Source organism: Gilvimarinus sp. F26214L (assembly GCF_054401055.1).
The window spans coordinates 62,578-86,716 of the sequence record NZ_JBTIYG010000014.1; the positions used below are offsets into that span (position 1 = coordinate 62,578).

Annotated in this window: 20 protein-coding genes; 14 read left to right on the top strand and 6 right to left on the bottom strand. The window is 60.3% G+C overall.

Annotated elements, in window-relative coordinates; genetic code table 11:
* Positions 1 to 32: 32 nt before the first annotated feature.
* The 6 genes from ACURWW_RS14420 (at position 33) to ACURWW_RS14445 (ending at position 5,360) form a co-directional block, all read left to right on the top strand.
* On the top strand, positions 33 to 950 hold the full coding sequence (locus tag ACURWW_RS14420; RefSeq protein WP_445618182.1) for an ABC transporter ATP-binding protein: 918 nt from the start codon (positions 33 to 35) through the stop codon (positions 948 to 950).
* 7 nt (positions 951 to 957) lie between these two features.
* Entirely contained in the window at positions 958 to 1,719 is a 762-nt protein-coding gene (locus tag ACURWW_RS14425; protein WP_445618176.1) for an ABC transporter permease, read from the top strand.
* A 24-nt stretch (positions 1,720 to 1,743) separates the two neighbouring features.
* On the top strand, positions 1,744 to 2,115 hold the full coding sequence (locus tag ACURWW_RS14430) for a DUF6164 family protein (RefSeq protein WP_445618175.1): 372 nt from the start codon (positions 1,744 to 1,746) through the stop codon (positions 2,113 to 2,115).
* Positions 2,116 to 2,202: 87 nt separating this feature from the next.
* Positions 2,203 to 3,429: an MFS transporter gene (locus ACURWW_RS14435; protein ID WP_445618174.1), complete on the top strand. Its 1,227-nt coding sequence runs from the start codon at positions 2,203 to 2,205 to the stop codon at positions 3,427 to 3,429.
* 186 nt (positions 3,430 to 3,615) lie between these two features.
* Entirely contained in the window at positions 3,616 to 4,320 is a 705-nt protein-coding gene (locus tag ACURWW_RS14440; protein WP_445618173.1) for a DnaJ domain-containing protein, read from the top strand.
* Positions 4,317 to 5,360, top strand: coding sequence for a hypothetical protein (locus tag ACURWW_RS14445; protein ID WP_445618172.1), 1,044 nt, complete (start codon positions 4,317 to 4,319; stop codon positions 5,358 to 5,360). The genes ACURWW_RS14440 and ACURWW_RS14445 overlap by 4 nt, the downstream gene beginning before the upstream one ends.
* Before the next feature lie 5 nt (positions 5,361 to 5,365).
* Here the strand turns inward: ACURWW_RS14445 and ACURWW_RS14450 are convergent, their stop codons facing one another.
* Both ACURWW_RS14450 and ppk1 read right to left on the bottom strand, forming a co-directional pair.
* Positions 5,366 to 5,596, bottom strand: a complete 231-nt coding sequence (locus ACURWW_RS14450) for a peptidase S14 (RefSeq protein WP_445618171.1) — start codon at positions 5,594 to 5,596, stop codon at positions 5,366 to 5,368.
* Positions 5,597 to 5,726: 130 nt separating this feature from the next.
* Positions 5,727 to 7,895: a polyphosphate kinase 1 gene (gene ppk1 / locus ACURWW_RS14455; RefSeq protein WP_445618170.1), complete on the bottom strand. Its 2,169-nt coding sequence runs from the start codon at positions 7,893 to 7,895 to the stop codon at positions 5,727 to 5,729.
* Positions 7,896 to 8,143: 248 nt separating this feature from the next.
* Between ppk1 and ACURWW_RS14460 the strand changes: the two genes are divergently transcribed.
* From ACURWW_RS14460 to ACURWW_RS14495, 8 genes are all read left to right on the top strand, one after another.
* A complete protein-coding gene (locus ACURWW_RS14460) occupies positions 8,144 to 8,776 on the top strand; it encodes a class I SAM-dependent methyltransferase (protein WP_445618169.1) in 633 nt (210 codons plus the stop codon).
* Between the two features lie 170 nt (positions 8,777 to 8,946).
* A complete protein-coding gene (locus tag ACURWW_RS14465) occupies positions 8,947 to 9,810 on the top strand; it encodes a DUF3014 domain-containing protein (protein WP_445618168.1) in 864 nt (287 codons plus the stop codon).
* Positions 9,811 to 9,931: 121 nt separating this feature from the next.
* On the top strand, positions 9,932 to 10,618 hold the full coding sequence (locus ACURWW_RS14470; protein ID WP_445618167.1) for a TVP38/TMEM64 family protein: 687 nt from the start codon (positions 9,932 to 9,934) through the stop codon (positions 10,616 to 10,618).
* Between the two features lie 65 nt (positions 10,619 to 10,683).
* Positions 10,684 to 12,210: a dihydrolipoyl dehydrogenase family protein gene (locus tag ACURWW_RS14475; RefSeq protein ID WP_445618166.1), complete on the top strand. Its 1,527-nt coding sequence runs from the start codon at positions 10,684 to 10,686 to the stop codon at positions 12,208 to 12,210.
* 70 nt (positions 12,211 to 12,280) lie between these two features.
* Positions 12,281 to 13,141: an SDR family oxidoreductase gene (locus ACURWW_RS14480; RefSeq protein WP_445618165.1), complete on the top strand. Its 861-nt coding sequence runs from the start codon at positions 12,281 to 12,283 to the stop codon at positions 13,139 to 13,141.
* An 11-nt stretch (positions 13,142 to 13,152) separates the two neighbouring features.
* Positions 13,153 to 13,731 carry an EF-hand domain-containing protein gene (locus ACURWW_RS14485; protein WP_445618164.1) on the top strand — a complete coding sequence of 193 codons (579 nt, stop codon included), beginning with the start codon at positions 13,153 to 13,155 and terminating at the stop codon, positions 13,729 to 13,731.
* A gap of 132 nt (positions 13,732 to 13,863) precedes the next feature.
* Entirely contained in the window at positions 13,864 to 14,829 is a 966-nt protein-coding gene (locus ACURWW_RS14490; RefSeq protein ID WP_445618163.1) for a tRNA dihydrouridine synthase, read from the top strand.
* Between the two features lie 66 nt (positions 14,830 to 14,895).
* On the top strand, positions 14,896 to 15,720 hold the full coding sequence (locus ACURWW_RS14495) for a M90 family metallopeptidase (protein WP_445618162.1): 825 nt from the start codon (positions 14,896 to 14,898) through the stop codon (positions 15,718 to 15,720).
* A 59-nt stretch (positions 15,721 to 15,779) separates the two neighbouring features.
* Here ACURWW_RS14495 and ACURWW_RS14500 read toward each other — a convergent pair whose 3' ends face one another.
* The 4 genes from ACURWW_RS14500 to ACURWW_RS14515 all read right to left on the bottom strand — a co-directional run bounded on the left by ACURWW_RS14500 (position 15,780) and on the right by ACURWW_RS14515 (position 24,098).
* Positions 15,780 to 17,606: a DEAD/DEAH box helicase gene (locus ACURWW_RS14500; RefSeq protein WP_445618161.1), complete on the bottom strand. Its 1,827-nt coding sequence runs from the start codon at positions 17,604 to 17,606 to the stop codon at positions 15,780 to 15,782.
* Between the two features lie 197 nt (positions 17,607 to 17,803).
* Positions 17,804 to 20,875 carry a hypothetical protein gene (locus ACURWW_RS14505; RefSeq protein ID WP_445618160.1) on the bottom strand — a complete coding sequence of 1,024 codons (3,072 nt, stop codon included), beginning with the start codon at positions 20,873 to 20,875 and terminating at the stop codon, positions 17,804 to 17,806.
* Between the two features lie 273 nt (positions 20,876 to 21,148).
* Positions 21,149 to 22,639 carry a hypothetical protein gene (locus ACURWW_RS14510; protein WP_445618159.1) on the bottom strand — a complete coding sequence of 497 codons (1,491 nt, stop codon included), beginning with the start codon at positions 22,637 to 22,639 and terminating at the stop codon, positions 21,149 to 21,151.
* Positions 22,640 to 22,676: 37 nt separating this feature from the next.
* Positions 22,677 to 24,098 (bottom strand): rhomboid family intramembrane serine protease, encoded by a 1,422-nt coding sequence (locus ACURWW_RS14515; protein ID WP_445618158.1) that lies wholly within the window; start codon positions 24,096 to 24,098, stop codon positions 22,677 to 22,679.
* Between the last annotated feature and the right edge of the window lie 41 nt (positions 24,099 to 24,139).

The following is a 24,139-nucleotide window of genomic DNA, read 5'->3' on the forward strand; positions in this document are numbered from 1 at the left end:
GCCGCAGAATTGTCATGCCCGAGTATGAACTTATGGATGCAATTGTTTCGATCAAGAACCTGAGCAAGAAATATGCAGGAGGGTTTCAGGCCCTGCAGGATGTGAGTCTGGACATCCGCAAAGGAGAGATCCTCGCCTTGCTCGGCCCCAATGGCGCGGGCAAGACCACGATGATTTCCATTATCTGCGGCATCGTGAATCCCACCGGTGGATCGGTGACAGTCGCCGGCCACGATATCATCAGGAACTTCCGGATCACGCGCTCCATGATCGGCCTGGTACCCCAGGAGTTAACCACCGAAGCCTTCGAATCCGTGTGGTCCACTGTCAGCTTCAGCCGCGGTTTGTACGGCAAGCCGCCGAACCCGGCCTACATCGAGCAGGTGCTGCGCGATCTCTCCCTGTGGGAGAAGAAGGACAGCATGATCATGATGCTGTCCGGCGGCATGAAGCGTAGGGTGCTGATCGCCAAGGCCCTCGCCCATGAACCCTCGGTATTGTTTCTCGATGAACCCACTGCGGGCGTGGACGTTGAGCTGCGCAAGGATATGTGGAACCTGGTTGAACGTCTGCGACAGAACGGAGTGACCATCATCCTCACGACGCACTACATCGAAGAGGCGGAAGAAATCGCGGACCGGATCGGGGTGATCAACAAGGGCCAGCTGATTCTGGTGGAAGAGAAAACACAGCTGATGGATCAGTTGGGCAAACGCCAGCTCACTCTTGAACTGGATCATCCGGTCCAATCACTGCCGCCTTCCCTGCATGCACACAACCTGGAAATGGCGGACGAAGGACGCCGGCTGGTGTACACCTACAACTCCCAGGCCGATTCCACCATTACAGGGTTACTGGAAGACCTGCGCAAGGCCCAGATCAATGTGCGGGATCTGCATACACGGGAAACATCCCTGGAAGAGATTTTTGTCGAGCTGGTCAGAAACTAGGACTCCCATGAATTTTCACGCAGTCAAAGCGATTTATTTCTTTGAGATGGCCCGAACCTTCCGAACGCTGTTGCAGAGCGTTGTGTCTCCGGTGCTGTCCACATCCCTGTACTTTGTGGTATTCGGTGCGGCCATCGGCTCGCGCATCGACCAGGTGGGTGGTATCAGCTACGGTGCGTTTCTGGTGCCTGGTTTGATCATGCTGTCCCTGCTCACCCAGAGTATTTCCAACGCGTCGTTCGGGATCTACTTCCCCAAATTTACCGGTACCATCTACGAGGTGCTGTCGGCGCCGGTCTCAATGCCGGAGATTCTGCTCGGCTACGTGGGTGCCGCGGCCACCAAATCCATGATGCTCGGGTTGATCATTCTTGCCACCGCGACGCTCTTTGTGCCGCTGGAGGTTCGCCACCCCTTCATGATGCTGTTTTTCCTGGTGCTGACTGCGGTCTCGTTCAGCCTGTTCGGTTTCATTATCGGTATCTGGGCGGACAACTTCGAAAAGCTGCAGCTCATTCCCATGCTGATCGTGACACCCCTGGTGTTCCTCGGTGGCAGCTTTTACTCGATCGATATGCTGCCGCCGGCCTGGCAGACCGTAACCCTGTTCAACCCGGTGCTTTATCTGGTAAGCGGGTTTCGTTACAGCTTCTATGAAATCGCGGACGTGAGCCCCATGGTCAGCTTGCTCATGATCGTGGTCTTTCTCACCATCTGCCTGTCGGTGGTGTGGTGGATTTTCAAAAGCGGTTGGCGGCTGAAAAGCTGATTCACGCCAATCAAAGGCATATTTGTGAGCACTCTACTGTTTCGCCTCAACAATGTACCGGAAGAAGAAGCGGTCGCCGTGCGCGACCTGTTGCTCAGTGAAGGCATCGAGTTCTATGAGACGCACGCGGGGGCATTCGGAATCGGCGTGGCCGCAATCTGGCTTCCCGACGGTGAGGATGTAGAGCGCGCGCGACATCTGCTTGCCGACTTCCAGGCCCGGCACCGGGACGAAAGCCGGCGTCGCTGGCAGGACGATCTGGCCCAGGGACAGGCGGACAATTTTCTCAGGCGGTTGCGACGGGAGCCCTTGAAGGTCGTTCTTCTGTTGATTGCCGTGGGCGTGATTCTTTACGTCTCCATTGTTCCGTGGCTCAGCGCCTGGGACACTCCTTGATATCCCGGCCGCGGCCGGGCTGCTGCGGCAGCACAGATCATCCGCGCCGCAACGCCGTTGCGGGGCACACTCGGTGATGCAAGTACCATGGTAAAAGCTTATGCCAACCTGCTGGCCCAGCACGGTTCCATTCTTCTATTCGGTTTTACCGCCGTGTTCTGGGGCAACTTCGGCCAGTCGTTCTTCGTCGGTGTGTTTGGCAAAAGCATACAGGAAGGGCTGCAACTGAGCGCCACCGAGTACGGCAACGCCTATTCGTTTGCCACGATCGCGAGCGCCATCACGGTGAGCTGGCTCGGGGGGCTGATTGATCGGTTTCGCCTGAAAACCTATGCGCTCATGGTCAGCGCCGGCCTTTTCGTCGCCATGTTCGCCATGTCCCAGGCACAGGGGTTCTATTCTCTGCTGGCCTCCTTTTTCCTACTGCGCCTGTTTGGGCAGGCGCTGTTGCCCCACACCGGAGTCACGACCATGGCGCGGGCCTTCCAGGCCCGGCGCGGTATCGCGGTGAGCATTGCCACTTCAGGCGTGCCGGCGGGGGAAGTGGTGCTGCCCTTGCTCGGCGTATCGTTGATCGCCTGGATCGGATGGCAGCACAGCTTTCTGGTGCTCAGCGCCAGCGTCCCCTTGTTGCTGGTTCCCATCCTGCTGTTCTGCCTGGGACGTTTCGGGCGTTCGGAACTGGGCCGGGAACTCCACGCCGCACCGGCTCGTGCCCAGCATACTTCCAGTGCCCGCAAGGTTCTTCTCAGTGATTCCCGATTCTGGCTCATGCTGCCGGGATACATGGCCGGTCCTTTCCTGTTTACAGGCATCTTTGTCCATCAGGCTTTTGTGGTGGACAGCAAGGGCTGGACGCTGGAACTGCTGGCATCGAGCTTCGTGCTCTACGGCGTAATCCACTGGGTAAGTTCCATGGTGTCGGGGATGCTGGTGGACCGTTACGGCCCCATCCGGCTACTGCCGTATTTTCCTCTGCCACTGGCGCTGGCGCTGTTCGTGCTCGCCTTTGCCTCGGGCACCTGGATACTGTTTGTCATGATGGCTCTGCTTGCGGTGAGCGTGGGCAGCAGTCCGCCCATCAGCAACTCTCTTTGGCCGGAAGTGTATGGAAGCGAAAACCTTGGGGCGATTCGTTCGCTGACCGTCTCCATCATGGTGTTGGCAACGGCGCTGTCCCCGGTCCTGTTCGGCTTTCTCATCGATCAGGGAGTGGCCATCACTCCCATGATGGCCGCCTTTGGTGTGTACGTTGTGCTCGCCTGTATTCTGATGGCCTTCTCCTACCCCGCCAGCGAGCGGCGCGCCCGCTAGCGCTCGTTCAGTTTTTGGCGCCCACGGTTGCGAACGGCTTGGCCCTTTTCGGCGTGGGCGGCGCCGGCTATGGCTGAGCCTGGGAACATTGCCCGACACCCAATATCTCAATCCGAGGTCCCGACGCTCCGATCCAGGGCAAGTCGGACGCCTGAAATCAATGTCACCCGACGCGGGCACGAGGCTATGGATCCACGACTGAGGGAACTGCTTGCACGAGCGGACCGGCGCGTGAACGTTTGCGCGGCGTTCGCCTTGTTGTGGGTCGCATCCGCCGACGGTGGTGCCGAGGAGAAGACACGCGCCTACCTCGACAGCTGCGGCCAATCGATTCCGGGCGGATTCGAGCAATCCGACTTGCTGCTGGCCATCCTCGCCGAAGCCGACTCCCCGACCTTTCTGGAAGTTTGTCGCCTGCTTCAAAAGGATCTGGATAATGAGGAGAAGCATGCGCTGCTGGAAATGGCGGTTGCCACTGCAACAGCCGATCACAAGCCCGGTACCTGTGCCAATCACATTCTCCGCTTTGTAGCGGATCTATTTGGAATCGAGCAGCAGCGGCTGCAGGCGCTGCATCGGGAGTACTGCGGCTCCGGCCTGCCCGAACCCGGCGACCCCGGCTCCGTGCTCTGGTGGGAGATGCGCGAAGGGCGCCCGGGTCGCGAACATGGGACCGACCCCCCGTCAGTCAATCGCCTCAGCCGCGCGGAAGCCTATGCCATTCTGGGGGTGGATCGGGAAGCTCCGAAGACGGAAATCAAGCGCGCCTACCGCAGGCTGGTCCAGAATTACCACCCGGACCGTTTTGAAGCTCTGGGCCCCGACGCACGGCAAGAGGCGGAGCTGAATTTCCTTCGGGTTCGGCAGGCCTACGAGGACCTGTGCCGATGAAGGACCTGTACCGTCGCAACAAACTGGCCCCGCGGGAGAGCGACCGAATCCGGATTCACAATTCGGAAGGCAGCGAAGAGGACAAGGAAGCGGCTTTTACAATTCTGTTGAATCCGCGAAAAAAAGCCGAATACGACCGGGCCCACGCCACCTTGAGCCACATCGGCTACCTGCGCCGCCACCTGGGCCTCGGGGGCAAGTCCGGCTGGAGAATCCACCACAGCGACTTTCTCGACCCGCCCGAGCCTCCCTCGGTGCGTCGCCGCAAGCCGCGGAGAACGGTCACCCCCAAGGCCCCTCGTCGCGCCCGGCGACTGCGCCCAATGGTTTGGCTGGTGCTTGTGGTGATGGCGGTGGCGCCGCTGGTATACCTGGCCTGGCCGACGGCGGAACACCCCGAGCGTGCGGTCAGGCCGAGTTTCTCCCGGCCCGTGTTTGTGGTGCTGGATCAGGCGGCCCTTCATGTCAGGGCGGATCGACAATCGGCGGTTCTGGCAAAATTGGACGAGTTCCAGGATCTGGCCGCGAACCCGGAATATTCAGGTGGACGGTGGGCTCATGTGCGGGTGAACGCGCAACTGGCCGGCTACGTACGCAGCGAGGCAATTGCGCCCGGCAGCGGAGATGAGGCCCAGGTGGCGAAGTGCCGTCCCTACGGCAGCTGGCGACCGGAAAGCGGCCAGCACCTGGGGGCGGGCAAGAGCGGCAATCACCGGTTCGTAGTGGTTAATCCGCCGGGTACGGATGCACTGGTCAAGCTGAAGGATCATGAAGGCCGCACCCAGGTATTCTTTTACGTGCGGGGAGGCGAGACCGTTACCTTGGGGAATGTTCCCGAGGGACGGTACCAGCTTCACTACGCCCTGGGTGAGAATTACAGCCCCGCCTGCGGCCGCTTTCTCGACGAAATGCAGGCTGTCATGGAGTCGCGCTTCATCACTTTTGGTGGAGTGGGCGAGGGGGGTTCCGGACCGGTACTGACCCGCACGTTGAAGAGCGGAATGTACAAACTGAGTTCGGTGGAAAACCGGCTCTTCTGAGCCGCTCAGTCCTCCTCTCTCGTCCCGGGCCCTTCCTCATCCAGGCGTTTGAGCTCGCGCTGGTACGCTTCCAGGTCCTCCCAGTCATAGGGTGTTCCGGCGTTAAGGTGGTCCGGATGACGCGCACGGTCACGGGCGTTCTCCTGAAGCGAGTGATCGCGAGTTTCCCCCTGCTCCCCTGCCTCTTCCCGAGCTTTGCGTTCTTCGTGCTTTTTGAGAAATTCCGATGCTTTCATGGCCTGCCTCCTGCCGCCCGAATGTGATCCGCGGCGTGTGGGCTGTCTGGTTGTGCCCGGTACCAATTTTCGACCAGGCATGATCCGGGAGGGTAAAGAGCGCGGCCCGTGCCTGCAAGTCCTCTCTTCGCTATTGTTTGCAATTCGCGAGCGTGCTCGACCAGCGCCTTCTTTGTCGCTCAACCGTCGGGGGTACTTTGCCCCTGCGGAGGTACTTGTGTATGGCTTCCTGTGAGCGGAGCGATCCCGCGATCCCCGAATCGTGAATGCGGTTGCGAAGGCCGCGGTCGACCTGGCGCGCTTTTCTGTTGTCGCACCACTGAATGTCGACGATGTCCTGGATCCGCTGTTTCAGGGCCGGGTCGCGGATGGGCGCGGTGACTTCAACCCGATAATCCAGGTTGCGGGTCATCAGGTCCGCCGAGGAGATGTAATAAAGCGGATCGCCACGGTTGTGAAAGATGTAAACTCGCGCGTGCTCGAGAAGGCGATCCACGATACTGATCACTTCGATGTTTTCCGAAGCGCCCGGCACGCCCGGAACCAGTGAGCACATGCCGCGGCAGATGATGCGGATGCGAACTCCGGCCCCGCTCGCTCGATACAGCAGCTCGATAATCCTGGAGTCCACCAGATTGTTGCATTTGAGGGTGATGGCCGCGGGGTGGCCGGCGTGCGCCGCCCTTGTCTCGGCGGAGATCAGCTCCTGTAATCCGCTTCGGGTCGTGTGCGGCGACACCAGCAGGCGCTCGTAATGGCGTCGATTGCCATGGGATGAGATCAAGTCAAAAACTTTTTGCGTATCTCGGCCAATGGCTTGGTCATAGGTGAGCAGGCTCAGGTCCGTGTAAAGGGCCGCGGTTTTTTCATTGAAGTTTCCGGTGCCAATGTGGCTGTAAAGGCGAACAGTCCCCTTCTCCTTGCGACGGATGAGGATGAGCTTGCTGTGTACTTTCAAACCCGGCACGCCAAAGATGACATTCACGCCGCCCTCTTCGAGCTGTCGCGCCCAGTTGATGTTGGCCGCCTCGTCGAAGCGGGCCTGCAGTTCCACAACCGCGGTGACTACCTTGTGATTTCGTCGCGCGTTGAGTAGCGCGTCCACCACGCGGGAGTGCCTGGCAACGCGATACAGGCTGATGTGAATGCTCAGTACCGCTGGATCAACGGCCGCGGTTTTGAGCAGATCGAGCGTGCTATCGAAGGAGTGGTAAGGGTAGTAGAGCAGTATGTCGCGGTTGCGAATCCGCTCGAGGATGTTTTCCCCCTCACCGCTCAGTTCCGGGACCGGCAGCGGCGGCATCGCCCTGTACTCCAGACGCGCGGGCCCCAGGCGCGGGAAGTCCATGAAATCCTTGGCGTTGTGGTAGCGTCCGCCCGGCATGATGCTGTCGTACTTCCCGAGTTTCAGTTTGCGTATCAGGAAGCTGAGCAGGTCCTCGGGCATGTCGCGGTCATAAACGAAGCGCTCCGGCTTGGCGTTGCGTTCGCGCTTTCGTAGCGACGCAGCGACCCGGTTGATCAGGCTTTGGTTGATCTCCTCGCCCAGTTCCAGCTCGGCGTCCAGGGTCAGTTTGAACGCATGGGCATCGATGCGGTCGATGGAAATGACGCCGCGAAACATCTGCCCGATGCAGTGGCGAATGACGTTTTCCAGGACGATGAACACTCTCCCCTCGCAACCTTCCCGTTGCGGGATCTCGATGAAGCGCTCGACGCGATCCGTCGGCACCTCGACCAGGCCGTAACGCACTGCTTCGCCGGATCGGATTCTGACCGCAAGATACAGGCTGCCGTCCGCTAGAGGTGGAATCGAGCGCCGGACATCGAGCAGCACCGGATCGAGCTCCGGCAGTACCCGGTTTGTGAAGAAATCGGCAACGAACTGCCCCTGTTCCCGGGTTAGCTGCCGTTCGTTGATCAGGTAAATATGTTTCCGAGCCAACGCCCGCAGCACACCTCGGTAACAACGATCGAACTTGTGCTGGATGCGCAGGGTTTCGCTCTGAATCTCGCGCAGAAGTGTCTGGTAATACTTCTTCCGGTGAGGCTCGCGGGTAAAGTCCGCCAGTCTGCTCACGTCCGCAACCCGCACGCGGAAGAACTCGTCCAGATTGTTGGAAAAGATGCCCAGGTAGCGCAGGCGCTGAATCAGTGGCACCTCCGGGTTGGCGGCTTCCTGCAGCACCCGCTCGTTGAAGGAAAGCCAGCTGAGTTCCTTCGGCGTGATCGGTCGATTGCCACTGCGGGCGCTCGCAGACGGGAGCGGAAGGTCGAGAGCCGGACTCTTTTCAAGCATGGGGTTCATTCACACAGGTGCAATCGAATGGAGTGGCCCTTGGAGGCGCTGCACATGGTACCGCATCATCGGCTCAATGAGCATCCCGGGATGTTGGTGCCGTACCGGAAACATGATGAACCTGTTGGATGAAATACATCTTGTGATCAACGCGGCAACTCGCTGGTTGATTTGTAAAAGTCAGCCGGTGATAATCACCTGGCTCTGATCACAATACTTCTTTCGACAAATTCCCCAAGGCTGATTCCATGACAGAAGTTGCTGCGACCACAACACTGGAGCACATTCGGGAAACCAACGGCGTCTATCTCTTCAAAAAGAAACATCCCATCATGAAGCGCCTGCGGAAGGGAATTCCCAGTCCCGAGATTCACGGTGACAAGGTCTGGCCCTCCAGTTATTTCATCATCGACTACCTGGAGAAGCACCCCCTCCCCGAAAAAGCGCGGGTAATGGAAATCGGTTGCGGCTGGGGGTTGCTGAGCATTTACTGCGCCTCTCGCTTCGGTGCAAAAGTAACCGCGGTGGATGCGGACAAGAATGTGTTCCCCTATCTCAAGGTTCACGCCGCGCTCAACGAAGTGAAGATCAAGACCCGGGAGAAACGCTTCGAAGACATCAAGCGCAAGACCCTCGCCAAGCAGGACTTGATCGCCGGGGGCGACATCTGCTTCTGGGACGAGCTGATCGACCCGCTGTACAAAGTGATCCGCAAGGCGTGCGAGGAGGGCGTGTCCACCATTGTCATCGCAGACCCCGGCCGCGGCCCCTTTCTCAAACTGGCCAAGCGCTGCCGGAAAAAGTTCGGTGCCAAACTCCTGGATTGGTCCGTGGACCAGCCGCGCGCCAGTGAAGGCTATCTGCTGGTGATCGAGAACTGACCGGGCCCGTGCCGGCGGGGCACAGGAGCTTCGGGGCCGAGCCAGCAAAGGTTATTCTGTCGTCACAGTGAACTGCGTGCCTTTCGTGAAGTCACAGTGATCTGTCTCATGGAAGGCTATGGACCCACCGGACTTCGGACAATTCTCAAATTAAAAAGGGGCAGATTCCCATGGCGAATGAAGATTCTGGCAAGAACAGTCCCTATCTGATCAAGCTCCTCCTTCTGGCAGCGGCGGTGGTGGTGGCGATTGTGCTCCTCTGGCAAATGGCCTCCGACGAGCCGCCGGAGGAAGCGCCTCCCGCGCTGTCACAACCCGAGACACCGCCGCCGGTGGCGCCTGAACCGGAGCCACAGCCGGAGCCGGAGCCCGCGCAACCAAGCCCTGCGCCAGAACCGGAACCCGAGCCGGAACCTCTTCCGGAACTTGCGCAAAGCGACGAGGTGGCCATTGCCGCTGCAGAACAACTGGCACCGTCCACGGAACTCCGCGAGATCATGGTGCCGGATAACGTGATTCCCAAGTCCGTTCGTGCGCTGATTGCCCTCGCGGGTGGGGACGTGGTGCACGAGTATCGGCCGGTGGATTCGCCGGATACTCCCTTCGTGGCGGAAAAACTGGACGAGCCGCCCACAGAAGACCAGGGGCAGCGCTACCGCCTGTCTCCCGAGAATTATGCGCGCTATGACAAGTACGTCAGCGTGATTGAAGCGGTGGATCCGCGCAACCTGGCGGCCACCTACAAGCGCTTTTATCCCTTGCTGGAGGAAGCCTATGCCCAGCACGGGGTGGCCAGCGGCAGCTTCAAGGATGTTACCCTCAGAGCAATTGATTCCATGCTGGCGGCGCCCGTGCTCGAGGACGAGCCCATTCTGGTGCAGCCGAAAGTGCACTACCAGTTTGCGGATCCCGAGTTGGAAGAATTGCCTGGGAGTCAGAAGCTGCTGATTCGCATGGGCCCGGAAAACACCCGCAAGATCCAGCGTGTACTCCGGGAGGTGCGGGCCGCGATTGAAGCCGAAGATCTACCCTGACCTTTCAGCCTCTCCTCTTTATAATCCCTCCTGTTGATCACTGCAGCGGCGCTCACCGCGCCGCTGCGGCGAACCCTCTCACCTGCGGGCTGCTGCGGCAGTAGTAACGGCATAAGTTCAAATGAAAAAACGCCTGATCCTGGTCGCGCTGGTCGCGGCTGCTCTTGTACTGTTCTTTGTCTTTGATCTTGACCATTGGCTCAGTTTCGCGCGCTTGCAGCAGGGACAGGCTCAGCTCGAGAGCTGGGTCCAAAGCAACCCGTGGCTGGTCAGCCTGGGATACTTTGCACTGTATGTGCTGATCGCCACCTTGTCTCTGCCTGGCGCCACGGTGATGACTCTCGCTGGCGGCGCCCTTTTCGGCCTCTGGTGGGGAACCTTGCTGGTGTCGTTCGCCTCCAGTCTGGGAGCGGCGCTCGCCTTCCTGGTGGCTCGTTTTCTGTTTCACGATTGGGTTCAGCACCGGTTTTCGGATCGGCTGCAAACCGTCAACCGGGGCATCGAGAAAGAAGGGGCGTTCTACCTTTTCACATTGCGCCTGGTGCCGGTCTTCCCCTTTTTCCTGATCAATCTGGTCATGGCCCTCACTCCGATCCGCGCCGGCACATTCTACTGGGTCAGCCAGGTGGGCATGCTGCCGGCCACCGCGGTGTACGTGAATGCCGGCACCCGGTTGGCCCAGGTCCAGAGCCCTGGCGACATACTCTCGCCGGGCCTGATTGCCAGTTTTGCATTGATTGGATTGTTACCCCTGTTAAGCAAGAGGGTGATCGCCCATCTTGAGCGCCGCAAGATACGACCCGGCTGACGGCCGGCGCGTTCCTTTTTACCGCCGTTTCTCAGGCTTTCGCATAACGAACCAAGGACCCAAAAATGCTCGCTGGTGGACTTTTCGACGCTTTTTTCCAACGCGGAGTCTATGGGGCCTGGCGTCGGCCCTCGCGCTTTGATCGAAATCTCATCGTGATCGGCGCGGGCGCTGCCGGCCTTGTGAGTGCTTACATTGCCGCCACCGTGAAGGCCAAGGTTACTCTGGTGGAAGCCCACAAAATGGGAGGCGACTGCCTGAATTACGGTTGCGTGCCCAGCAAAGCACTGATCAAGACTGCGACAGTCGCCCGGCAAATGCGTCACGCCCGGCGCTATGGTTTGGAGCCCGTGGAGCCCGCTATCGACTTTGCGCGGGTCATGTCGCGCATCCGTGACAGCATCGCCCGGATCGAGCCCAATGACAGCGTGGAGCGTTACACCGCCATGGGGGTGGACGTGCTGCAGGGGCATGCGCGCATTGTTGATCCCTGGACCGTCCAGGTGACATTGCCGGACGGCGAGGAGCAGCGCCTCACCACCCGCGCCATCATCGTGGCGGCCGGGGCGGCGCCAGTGGTACCGGAAATTCCCGGCATGGAAGAAGGGGACTACGTCACCACCGACACGGTGTGGGACGCCTTCGCCGCTCTGGAGGAAGCGCCGCGACGTTTGGTGGTGCTCGGGGGCGGCCCTGTGGGCTGCGAGTTGGCCCAGGCCTTCAGTCAGCTCGGTAGCCGCGTTATTCAGTTGGAGCGGTCCGCCCGCATTCTGCCCCGTGAGGATGAGGACGTGGCCGAACAGGTGACTCACGCCATGGAACGGGACGGCGTAGACCTGATCACCCGCTGCACCGTATTGCGCTGCGAGCGGCGCGGGGATGACAGGTTCCTGATTGTGGACCGCGGCCGTGGCGAAGAGTCGATTGCCTTCGACGCGCTGCTCTGCGCGGTGGGGCGAAAGGCGCGGCTCAGTGGCTATGGGCTGGAAGAGCTCGGAGTCAATACGGAATCCACAATCCTCACCAACGACTACCTGCAGACGCTGTTTCCGAACATCTATGCGGCCGGCGATGTGGCTGGCCCCTTTCAGTTCACCCACACTGCCGCCCACCAGGCGTGGTATGCGGCAGTCAACGCCCTGTTCGGTGAATTCAACAAATTCCGCGCGGACTACACCGTCATTCCCCGCTGCACCTTTACCGACCCGGAAGTGGCGCAGGTGGGTTTGAATGAACAGGAAGCGAAACATCAGGGGCGCGCCTATGAACTCACCCGCTTTGAAATCAGCGAACTCGATCGGGCCGTGACCGACAGCGCGACGGAAGGATTCATCAAGGTTCTTACCGTGCCGGGAAAAGACCGGATCCTGGGAGCAACCATCGTGGGCGAGCGCGCAGGCGATCTGATGGCTGAGTTCGTGCTGGCCATGAAGCACGGCATCGGGTTGAACAAGATGCTCGGAACCATCCATAGCTACCCCACCTTCGCCGAGGCCAACAAGTTTGTGGCGGGGGCCTGGAAGCGGGCCCATGCACCGCAAACCGTGCTGCGGTGGCTGAAGCGCTACCATGACTGGAAGCGGGGCCGCTGACCTGCAGGGGGCGCTGGCAGAGAACTTGCACCAACCAGCTTGAGCACTCGAATTACTGAAGGGCCCAGGCATGAGCGAGTACGACAAGGATATTCCGCCCCAGCATCAGGAGAGGCAGCCCGGTAAAGAAGGCGAGATGGAGCCCAGGCCCATCTATGACGACCCGGACGTCAAGGGATGCGGCAGGCTGGAGGGCAAGGTGGCTCTCATTACCGGCGGCGACAGCGGTATTGGCCGTGCAACGGCAGTCGCGTTCGCCAAGGAGGGTGCCAACGTTTTCATTACCTATCTGGAAGAACACGAAGACGCTGCGGAGACGCAGCGCGCTGTGCGCGGCTACGGGAAGGAATGCGAACCGCTGGCAGGGGACGTGGGTGATTCGAAGTTCTGCCATCAGTCGGTGAAAGCATGTCTGGAGCGATTTGGACAGTTGGACGTGCTGGTCAACAATGCCGGTGAACAGCACATCCGCGACTCCCTTGACGACATTACCCCTCAGGCACTCGAGCGCGTTTTCAAAACCAATATCTTCTCCATGTTTTACATGGTTCAGGCCGCCGTGCCCTACATGCAGCATGGGGGCTCCATCATTAACACCACGTCCATTACCGCGTACAAGGGCAACCCCGCGCTACTGGATTACTCGACCACCAAAGGCGCCATTGTGTCCTTTACGCGGTCACTTTCCATGCGCTTGCTGGCAGATGGTATTCGTGTGAACGCGGTAGCGCCCGGGCCCATCTGGACGCCTCTCATACCCGCGTCCTTCCCGGCCGAGCAGGTGGAAAACTTCGGCCAGAGCAAACCCATCGACCGCCCCGGACAACCCGTGGAAGTAGCGCCCTGCTATGTGTTCCTGGCCAGCAGAGACAGCAGTTACATCTCGGGGCAGGTGCTGCACCCCAATGGTGGGGCAATCGTTAACGGGTGAAGGAGATTGCAATGAGACGGTACTGTATTCTAGCCACTGCGATTCTTGCAGCCGGGGGCGTTGCGGCCCAGCAGCCGGAGCCGCAGCCCCAAACGCCTCGCCAACCCCTCACCCGGGACTTTGAAAGCCTTGATAAAGATGGAGACGGGCACATTACCCGGGCTGAAGCCGAGCACGAAAACGTCGAGTATCACTTCGACGCCATCGACAAGGACAAGGACGAAGCGCTCAGCCGCGAGGAGTTCGTCCGCTACATTGCCGAAGAAGACCCGTTGCTGGGCGAGCCGATCCCAACCGAAGAGTTGCCCCAGGCCGAACTGCGCGAGCGCCTTGATCAAGACCCCGACGTGGTCACCAATCCGGAGCTGCTGCCCAAAATCGACAGCCCCTTCGAGGATGTGGACGAAGATGGAAACCGCTACATCACCCGTGAGGAATCGGATGGAGAGGAACTCCATGAGCACTTCAGCCACATGGACACGGATAACGATGGCCGGATCAGTATCAGCGAATACAACAACTACCTGTACAAGTACGGGACTCAGGTAGCAACTCAGGAACTCATGGAGGAAACCGGCGCGAGCCGTTGATCTCAGCCGTTCCTGAATCTGTCAAAACGGCTTTTGGCGGGCAGCGGGTCCGGACATGGCGGATCCCGGACCGCGCCCGTATAATCACCAGAACCTCCCGCAATTCGAGAATAGTCCTGTTCCGTGAGAATAATGCTCGCCCCCATGGAAGGCGTGGTGGACTTCACCATGCGCGCCTTGCTGACACAGATCGGCGGAATCGACCGCTGCGTGACCGAATTCGTCCGGGTCACCGATCAGCGGCTACCGCCGCGGGTGTTCTATCGTTTCTGCCCGGAATTGCGTGAGGGGGGCCGCACTCCGAGCGGCGTTCCCGTGTACCTCCAGTTGCTGGGTGGGCGGCCCGGGGTGATGGGGCTCAATGCCCAGCGGGCGGCGGAGCTGGGCGCCCCCGGTATCGATATCAATTTCGGCTGCCCGGCAAAGCAGGTCAACCGCAACGATGGTGGATCGGTCATTCTCCGCGAGCCGGAGCGGGTTCATGCCATCACCCGCGCAGTCCGCGAGGCTGTGCCCCCGCAAATCCCGGTGACCGCCAAGATTCGTCTCGGCTACGAGGATCGCTCCCTGTTCCGGGATGTGGTGGCTGCCGTGGTGGATGCGGGCGCATCGGAGCTGACCGTGCACGCTCGCACCAAGGTGGACGGTTACAAGCCGCCCGCCTACTGGTCGGAACTGAGCGCCGTGTCCGCAAATCTACCAATTCCCCTGATCGCTAACGGCGAAGTGTGGACGCCCTCCCATTACGAGGACTGCCGCAGGCAAAGCGGCTGCGCCGACGTCATGCTCGGCCGCGGACTGTTGGCCTGCCCCGACCTGGCCCGGCAGCTCAAAGCGCAAGCCTCCGTCGGGTGCAGTCAGCCCATGGCCTGGGTCGAGGTCCTCGGGTTGCTGGTGCGCTTTGCCCGCATCACCGAGCAGATGTACGAGCCCCGCCACGTGGGCAATCGCATTAAACAGTGGCTGGGCTATTTGCGCCGACAGTATGCGGTGGCCGCGCCCCTGTTCGAAGCCATCAAACGGTTGCGCTGCCCGGAGGAGATCATCGCAGTGCTCCAGCAGCAGCAAACGGACGCCGCCCGCCGCCAATGCGCTTAGCGCGCGATGGGAAATGTTTGACCTCAATAGAGTTACAGCTCGCCGCTTCACTCGTCGGGACGATTCATGAACACAGAACTTATCTACCTTGGCCTGTTCCTGCTGGTGACGGGTAGCGCCATTTACTTGTTCTTCTGGCCCCGCTACCGCCGCCAGCGGATTTTGCGCGAGCAGTTTCCCCCGCAATGGGAAGCGGTACTTCAAGAGCGCCTCTCGATCTATTCCCACCTTCCCGCGCACCTCCAGGACAGACTGAAGGATCTCATCAAAGTCTTCCTTCGCAACAAGGAGTTTGTGGGGTGTGCGGGGCTCCAGGTCACCGACGACATGCGGATTCTGATCGCCGCCCAGGCCTGTCTGCTGATACTCAACCGCCCGAGTTTCGAATACCCGGAGTTGCGGGCAATCTATATCTATCCTTCTGCATTCCGCGCGGTTCATGAACTGCGCGACGAACTTGGCCTGGTTTCCACCGAAACGCGGGACTTGCTGGGCGAGTCCTGGAACACGGGCAAGGTGATTCTCGCCTGGGACAATGTGGAACACGGGGTGAGTAACTTCAGCGATGGGTATAACGTTGTGCTGCACGAGTTCGCCCATCAGCTGGACCACGAGTCGGGATCGGCCAATGGCGCCCCCCTGCTTCTGACCAGAGCGGCTTACAAAAGCTGGGCCTATGTGATGGGGCGGGAATTCGAGCGGATGCAGGAAGAGCAGGGGAGCGGCATTATCGACGAATACGGGGCGACGGATCCGGCGGAATTCTTCGCCGTGGCCACGGAAACGTTTTTTGAAGAACCTTTCAAGCTCCACAAGCATCATCGGGAGCTGTTCGACCAACTGAACGACTATTATCAACTGGACCCACGGGACTGGGCCCAGGGCGGCTGACGAAAAAGCCGCCCCGTCAGCCGGGCTCCGGCCCGTGGGGCCGGACGTTTCGTTAACCGTTAGGCCTTGGAGCGCTTCTTTTTCTCGAAGCTTTTACGAGGGCCGGGCTTCTTGTTCCCCTCGTTGCGGGCGGGCTTCCCGGGCCGGGAGGGCCGCGCCCCACCTTCTCCCCGATCATCCATTCGGCGGATGTTCAGCATTTTCTGACACACCCAGACCTTCTTGAGGTGCTGGAAGGTCTCCCGGGGCATGTCAGCCGGCAAATCGACCGTGCTGAAGTCGTCGAAAATTTCGATGTGGCCGATGTAGCGGCTTTCCAGCTCGGCCTCATTGGCGATCGCGCCCACAATGTGGCCGGGGCGAACACCGTCGGCATAGCCCACCGCGAGGCGAAAGCGCTGCATCTTCACATCCGGGAAGTCCTTCAAGGGCTTCGCCCGGTGATCCTGCAGGCTTTCGCGTTTTTTCTTCTGTTTGCCCTGTGCGGCGAAGCGGTCTTCCGCCGGAGCCCGCTCGCGGTCGGATTCGCGACGCGGCTCCCGGCGTACTTTGTCTTCCCGCAGCAGGAGTTCGCCGTCGCCCTGCAACAGCTTCGCGAGCGCTGCCGCAATCTCGATGGCTGGCGTCTCACTCTCCTCCTGTAATTCCAGCACCAGTTGTCGGTACACATCCAGCTGGTTCTGTTCCAGGGTGCTCTGAATCTGCTGCTTGAACCGGAGGACGCGTTGCTCGTTGATGTCCTTCTCGCTGGGCAGGTTCATGACCTCGATGGGCTGGCGGGTTGCACGCTCGATGGCTTTGAGCATGCGCCGTTCGCGGTTGGCAACAAAGAGAATGGCTTCGCCCTTGCGGCCTGCGCGCCCGGTTCGCCCAATGCGGTGGACGTAGGCTTCGGTATCGAAGGGGATGTCGTAGTTGATGACGTGGCTGATGCGGGGAATGTCGATTCCGCGTGCGGCCACATCAGTCGCCACCAGTATGTCGAGCTTTCCCTGGCGCATCCGGTCGATGGTCTTTTCGCGCTGGGCCTGGGCCATATCGCCGTTCAAAGCCTCTGCGGCGAACCCGCGGGCCACCAGCTTCTCGGCCAGCTCTACAGTGGCCACCTTGGTCCGCACGAAAATGATCGCGCCTTCGGTTTCCTCCACCTCCAGAATGCGGGTCAGCGCATCCAGCTTGTGCAATCCCGCCACTGGCCAGTAACGCTGGCGAATCGCGGTGGCGGTGGTGGTCTTGCTGGCGATTTTGATGAGCTCGGGATCGCGCAGATGGCGATTGGCCACCTGCTGAATTTCCTTGGGCATGGTCGCGGAGAACAGTGCGATCTGTCGTTGCGCGGGCGTGTGCTCGAGAATCCACTGCACATCGTCGATGAAACCCATGCGCAGCATTTCGTCAGCTTCGTCCAGCACCAGGGTTTGCAAACTGTCGAGCTTGAGCGTGCCTTTGCGAATGTGGTCCATCACCCGGCCTGGCGTACCCACCACCAGTTGCGCGCCACTGCGCAAATGCTTGAGCTGCAGGCTGTAGCCCGCGCCGCCATATATGGGAACCACATGAAAGCCAGGCAGGTTGCGGGCGTAGCTCTGGCAGGCCTCCGCAACCTGAATGGCCAGCTCGCGCGTGGGCGCCAGAACCAGGGCCTGGGTGCGGCGATCTTTCAGGTTCAGGTTGGCGAGCAGGGGCAGGGCGAAGGCGGCGGTTTTGCCCGTGCCCGTCTGCGCCTGTCCCAGCAGGTCCTTGCCCTGCAGCAGCACCGGAATACTTTGGGCCTGGATGGGGGAGGGCGTTTCATAACCCAGTTGTTTTACGGTCTGGAGCAGGGATTCGGGCAGACCCAGTTCCGCAAATTCGATTGCGGGGGCCGGGGTTTCGGGGATCGTCATGAAGGCGGGAACCTGAAGCGGAAGAATAATCGGGGCCCTCTCAGGAGAGGGCTGGCGAGTATACAGACTGCGGGAGCGGCTTGCTTGTTTTTTGTTCCGCCGCCTCCTTCCGAATGGCCTTCAACGGTTTGCAACCCGGACACAAAAAAGCCCGGTGATTGCCCGGGCTTGACCCTGCTTAAGGAGCTTAAACCCTGTCACACATCGTTGTTGTCCAGGACACCGTCGAGGTCCCGATCCACACCGACGCGTGTGCCGTTGCCGGGCGGCGTGCAGGTAAAGGTCACTGGGACCTGTTCACTTTCGGCAGCATCCAGCAATTGAGTCAGAGTAAGCGCGTTGCGCGCCGAATCGCTCGGAATGAAGGATTGGCTGCCGCTCATCACCCAGCCCACATCCTCGCCGTTCAGAACTGTGGACGCCACCAGGTCGCACTCCGGAACGGGCGTTGTAACCATCGCCCGCTGCACCAGCAGGTTCAGCCTATTACTCACGTCGCTGCGGCTGCGGTTGGCCGGGGTTACAGTGACCTGTTGCCCGACAATCGGATTCATCTCCGACGGAAAAGCCAGAACGAACTGCTCCACCAGCCGCGTGTCGGCGTCGTTGAGGCTGAATACAGCCGCGCTTAGGAATCGAAATACCGAACCCGAGGCGCCGGCGTTATCGAAACCGAAGCCGCGAACCTGCGGGCCCAGGAAGGGCTCGCTGAGCTGGGTGTTTTCGGCGAACATGCCCACCTTCTGATACAGATTCCGCAAGTGGGGGATTTTCATATCCTCCGCAACGCCCGGTCCTTCGATCGCCTGAGTTCCGTCGGTGCCAAATTGCCCCTGGCCCGGATCCAGCCGGTGACACCCGTTGCAAGTGGTAATGGTGTCGGAGGTGACGGTGTTGTAGATCTGCTGCCCCTGGGCTTGCTGCGAGGTCAGGCTGTTATCGAGGTTGCGGATCGGGTTCGGGGGATAGGTGAGCTCCAGGGCGAAGTGGGCGAACGCATCCATTTCCGCCTCACTCAGGGGCGCGGCCCGACCGAGTAAACCTTCAAAGGCGACAATGAAGTCTTCGAAGGATTGCTCTTCCAGACTCTCGTTGGTGTCGGCGCTCTGGCCGGTCCGGTCGCCCCGCCAATGCATCGGGCCATTTCCCCTGAGGCCACGGAGGCTCTGGGTGGTCATGGGGCCCTTCATGGGGTGAAGGTCGCGGTTGCGCCCGAACAGGGGGATGTTCTCGTTGTAGGTGCCAGGGTTGCGCACCACGGTTTCGTCGGGGTTGCCCAGATCCCAGGCCAGGTGATCCATGTCGCCGAAGATGTGGCAGCCGGCACAGGATGAATCGCCGCGGCTGGAGGTGTAGGTGGCGTCGTAAAGGAAGCGCCGTCCGTTTTTCACCACAGCCGGTTCCGGATTGAACATGCTCAGATGGGACACTTCGGCGAGCGTTCCGCTGGTGTTCACAACGGAGATACCGTTATCGAAACGAGTGAGGACGTAAGCTTTGTCCCGCGTCTCATCGAGCACCAGCCCGGTGGGGCCTCCCCCGCTCAGCAGCAGGTGATTGGCCGCGGACGGTGTGAAGCTGTCGTTCTCCAGGCTCCCGGTGTCGAAGCGGGCCAGCTTGTCGGAACCCATGGCCACGAGAAAAAGTTCATCTCCGTCGCTGCTCACGGCCATCTGCAGGGGAATGGCCAGAGCGCGTTCGCGCTCGGAGGCAGTGCCGAGATTGCGGTTGTAGTCTATGTGCTTGTTCAGATGGCGAGGCAACACGGCGCCGCCGTCGATGACGGTGATGCGGCTTTCCGCGAAGTGTCCGCGCACCGTCGTGGAACGGCTGCCGGGACCTTCAAACCGGGTCAGATTCAAAGCTTCCTGATTGCTGACGTAGACTTTGCCGTTCGCGGGATTGACGGCCATGTTGAACAAGGTAGTGCCGACTCCTGAACTCTCACCAATTACCTGGGGCAGGGTGCCGGTGGTGTCAATGGTGAACACGTCGTAGTCCGGCAGGCTCAAGTGCACCCGGTCGTCCCAGCTGCGTGCAGACACGCCGCTAACCGGGTCGCCGTTATCCATCCAGTTTGCGCCGTCGTACTGCACAATGAGGCCCGTCCCGGGCTGCTCCTCACCGTCGGCGCTCTCGTAGGGCGGTGGCTTGTCGATGCCGCCTTCGCCGATGTCATCGGTCAGTACCGTGCTCCGGTTTCCCGAGTGCAACACCGCCGCATACACGCGACTGCCGCTGGCGTTTCGGGCCAGGGCCCGGGGCGTGTCTCCAAACAGATTCAGAATGGTTGCGGGGTCGCCACCCAATCGGGAGCCGGGATTGTTGCTGGAGAACACCCACACATCCGCGCGGCCGATGCCCTCGGTGGTGAGTTGCGGATCGAAGGGCGCGTTCTGGCCCCGGTGGGCCGCTGTAATGAAGGCCCACTGGTTGTTGGTGCCGCCGAAGACAATGTCCCGGGGTTCGTCGCCCACCAGCAGGGTATTGATCACCCGCGCAGGGGACGTGCCCACATCCACGATACTGACGCTGTCGGACAGGTGGTTCACGACCCAGAGCTCGTTGTCATTGCGCAGGGTAAGCGCCACGGGTTCCAGTCCCACCCGAATGGACCCCAGGGCTTGCGGCGTATCTCCGCTCACATCGAAGACTTCTACTCGATTGTCGGGTGTGTTCACGGCGTAAAGCCGCTGGCCGTCGCTGGACAGGGCGAGCGGCCGCACCTGGCCCGATTCGAAGGTCGCGAAATCTCCCGCGGGAGGCAGGTCGCCACCGCCTCCGCCTCCGCCAGAAGTTCCTTCCAAACGGACCTCATCGACTTCAAAGGTTTCGAAAAACGAGCTGGCGCTCAGGCTGAATCGAAGCCGGACACTGGCGTTTTCCGCAGACGGATCGAGTGCGATGCTGGTGCTGCCGGAGGCATTTCTCACCGCTTCGACCGTGCTGAAGGGCCCGCCGTTGATGGAGATGGCCGCACTGCCTTGTTCGCCGCTGTCGAGACCGGACGTGCTGCGCTCGAAGCGAAGCACCAGGTCGGTGTAGCCCTGGGTGCTGATCTCCGGGGAGGTGATGGTGGCGGTACCCGCGCCGCCTCGCATACGGACCCCGTAGGAGCCGGTGTAGACTCGCCCGCTCTCGGTGAATAGCCCGGTCCCGCTGTCGAAACCTTCTTCAAAAACAACGCCACTCTGCGCGAGCAGCGGAGGGCTCGCAGCGCCGACTATCAATAGCAGCACAACCTTCAATATGGTCAGTCTCGTGAGCATGGAGAACCTCCTGTAAATGGATTGTCCCGGTGGAGAAGACATGGGAAGAGATCAGAAACTGCGGTGAATGAACCCGATTCGTTGTTATGGAAATTATCGAATCGTCACCTCTGGGCGACCGGGATCTTAGTACGCGGGTGGCGGCGCACACTATAGCCGGAGTTTCCGCTATTGCGGTCCGAGCGTCAGCTGATGTTGACGAGGAAAGGGGCGATCGAAGGTTTTAGAGGCGGGTCACATTTTCACGCGACAGTGTCGACAATTCACGCCGGGCTATTTGAAATCAATGGGTGGCAAATCCGATTTGCTGTCGTTGTCTTGTTTTGCGGGAGTTTTCGGCTCCCCAGTGTCCGTCGAACTGCTGCCGTTATGCGATGTTCCTGTGCCAAACACCGCGCGGCCCTTGCTTGCGGTCAGCTTCTGTGCGGTCACACGGGCCAGTTTGCGTGTGAATTCACGACACTTGCGGGCTTGTTCGCCCTGGTGAGGCAGGTCTTCAAGGGCTTCGGTCAGCAACTCGTAGGCTTGTACCAGGCGGGGATAGTCCGGGAATTCGAGATGCATTCCCTTCAGCAGTTTGGCGGCCGAGAGGGAATCGCCACCGTCCCTGCAGGCCTGCGCCAGCCGGTAGCGTGTATCGGGAGACGGCGGACGGTAGCCGGGCGCCAGATGCAGGACCCGTTTGTAGATCAGCACGAGTTGGTGATCCTGTCCGCTGCGGATCAGGTAGTCCAGGTAGCTCGAAGCGGCGGCTTCCACTCTGCGCCGGGTGGCGTAGAAAAATTCGAAGGCCATGCGGTTCAACTCCCGATCGTCCGGGAAGTGCCTGGCGGCCGTATCCAGCAGCGTAACAACTCCGTTGTAATCGCCCTCTTTTACCAGAATATCCAGTTTGGCGGCCAGCCGGTCGCGCTGGGAGCGGGGCTCCGTGTCCTCACCAAAATCTTCCCGTGCGACAAAGCCCAGTTCCCCCTGATATTGGAATATCACGTAGCCCATCAGGTGGAACATCACCACCGAGTAGTAGTTGCCCACCATGGATTGCAGGGCTGTGGACAAGGCCGAATAGCTGGACGAAACAAACAGCTGGTTAATCACTCCGACCGAGGCCGTCATGATCATGATAAAAGCGAGCAGCAGGCCATAGGGCAGACCGATTGCACTGATAAGACGAATGATGCTGGCGGGGTTGAGGGCCTCCACAACGGAATCCGACAGTGCGTAGAGGATAAGAATGGCCGGCGTGGCCACCACCAGAAAAATCGCGACAGCTCCCGCGAACTGCATGCCCAGGAACCGGGCCGCGCCGGCGATTACCACGCCGGCGAAGACCGTCATGAGGAACAGGTGCAGGATGATTCGCAGGCCGCCGCTATAGGCTTCGGTGATGTCGGGGGCCACCAGCGTTCCGCCAGCGGTGTTCTCCAGGCAGCTGAAGGAGTATTTCAGAAAAGCGCCGTTGAGAATGAGCAGCCACAGGAAGGAAAATGGCACCTTGGCAAACACGATTGAGAGAAAGGACACACCGATGATCAGGACCATCGTGTTCATGTTCAGCGGGTAGCGGAAACTTTCCTCGAGGCGACGCCAGAAGGGCGTGGCCTGGTTGACCGCGCCCAGGGATTCCATCGCCTGCTCGCAGCTGAAGCAGGTCGGGTCCTGCCCCGGATCCCCTTCGTTCACGCAACGATCACAGTTGTGGGTGTGGCAGCCGAGGCAGGAAAAGGTCGCCGGTGTCAGCGGATGGTAGCTACAATAGTCCATTAGCGTTGGCGGTCCATTTGCATTTCCTATTGATGGGTCAACCCGCAGGGCGTTGCGCCAGCCGCAGGAAGTACTGCTGCTTCCCCGAGTCCTTCGCCTCGGCGGCAATCCTGGCCAGCTTGCGCGCGAGCGTCGGCACCTCGGGGTTGGCGGTGTTCCTCTTCAGCAAGGCTGCAAGCACGGTTTCCGCGGTGTTGAGATGCTCGCGGGTGGCGAAGCGGAAAGCGAGCCCAACCAGCGTCTGTTCGTTGAGCAGATCACCGCATTCAGGGTGTTCGCGCCACAGGTTCGCCTGCTGGTTCAGGCTGCGGGGGCTTTGGTCCTTGACCGACAGGGCCTGTGCGAGCGATTTTCTGAACGACTCGCCCCCGTCGATCTTCAGGATCTGGCTGCGCAATACGGCAAGCTCCGATCGCAATCCGTACTGCTTGATCATGCGGTTCACAGCCTGCAATGCCGGCCTGAACTGAAAACTGCCCAGGTGTTCGTAGACCTTTGCCAGGGCCTCCCGGTAGGGGTCGCTTTCCTGATCCTGCTCCACATAATCGCTGTTCAGCAGTTTGGGGTTGGCAAGAAGGGACAGCCCCATCAATAGCGCGCCTGCCCCAAATCCCCCTGCGTGGGCCATGAAGGCCACGTTTGAGCCCTGACTGTTGAAGTAATCGAACACCTCCTTGCCCATATAGACCGGCAGGATGAGCAGTGCCGGCGCGCGAAAATAACCCACGAAAATGAAGAACCAGTAGAAGAACTCGATCTTTTTCAGGCGGAACACGCCCAGGTACATGGCCATCACTCCCGATACTGCGCCCGAGGCGCCCACCAGAGGCATGGTGCTGGTGGTGTCCAGGAATGCGTGGGCCACCCCTCCGACAGCCCCTGTGATCAGGTAGAACAGTAAAAAGCGCAGATGGCCGATGGCGGCCTCCACGGCAAAGCCACACACCACCAGGAAGAACATGTTCCCCAGCAGGTGCATGATGTCCCCGTGGAGGAACTGATAACTGATCAGGGAAAGCAGATTCATCTCACTGGGGATGAGCCCGCCGCTGAGAAAGCTCATGGAGTCCAGGTGGTCATTGACCATGCTCCGCTTGAGGTCCCAGTCTTCGTAACGGATGTTGGTGAACAGAGCGCGCCCTTCCTGGGCCAGATAGTGTTTGAACTCGAAGTCCAGCAGCAGCGCCCGGGCCACGTCCACGGCATAGCCTTCGTCCAGTGCGGACTGGTAATCACTGACCAGGGCCTGTTGGTCCCGGGCAGTCAGATAATCCCGGTATAGGGGCCATTCCAGTTCCAGCAGGTTCTGCTGATGGTAAACGGCAAAGGCCCGCTCCAGGCGCATGCCGTCGCCGGACTGGTAGACGAAGAAGACAAGAACATTTAAAAGGACAAGGCCGAAGAGGACCAGCGGACTGTGCTGCCAGTCGAAGCGCTTCTCGGTGGGTACGATAACCATCCCGGGTTCTCCCTGATGTTGTTCTTCGCCCTTCCCTCGGT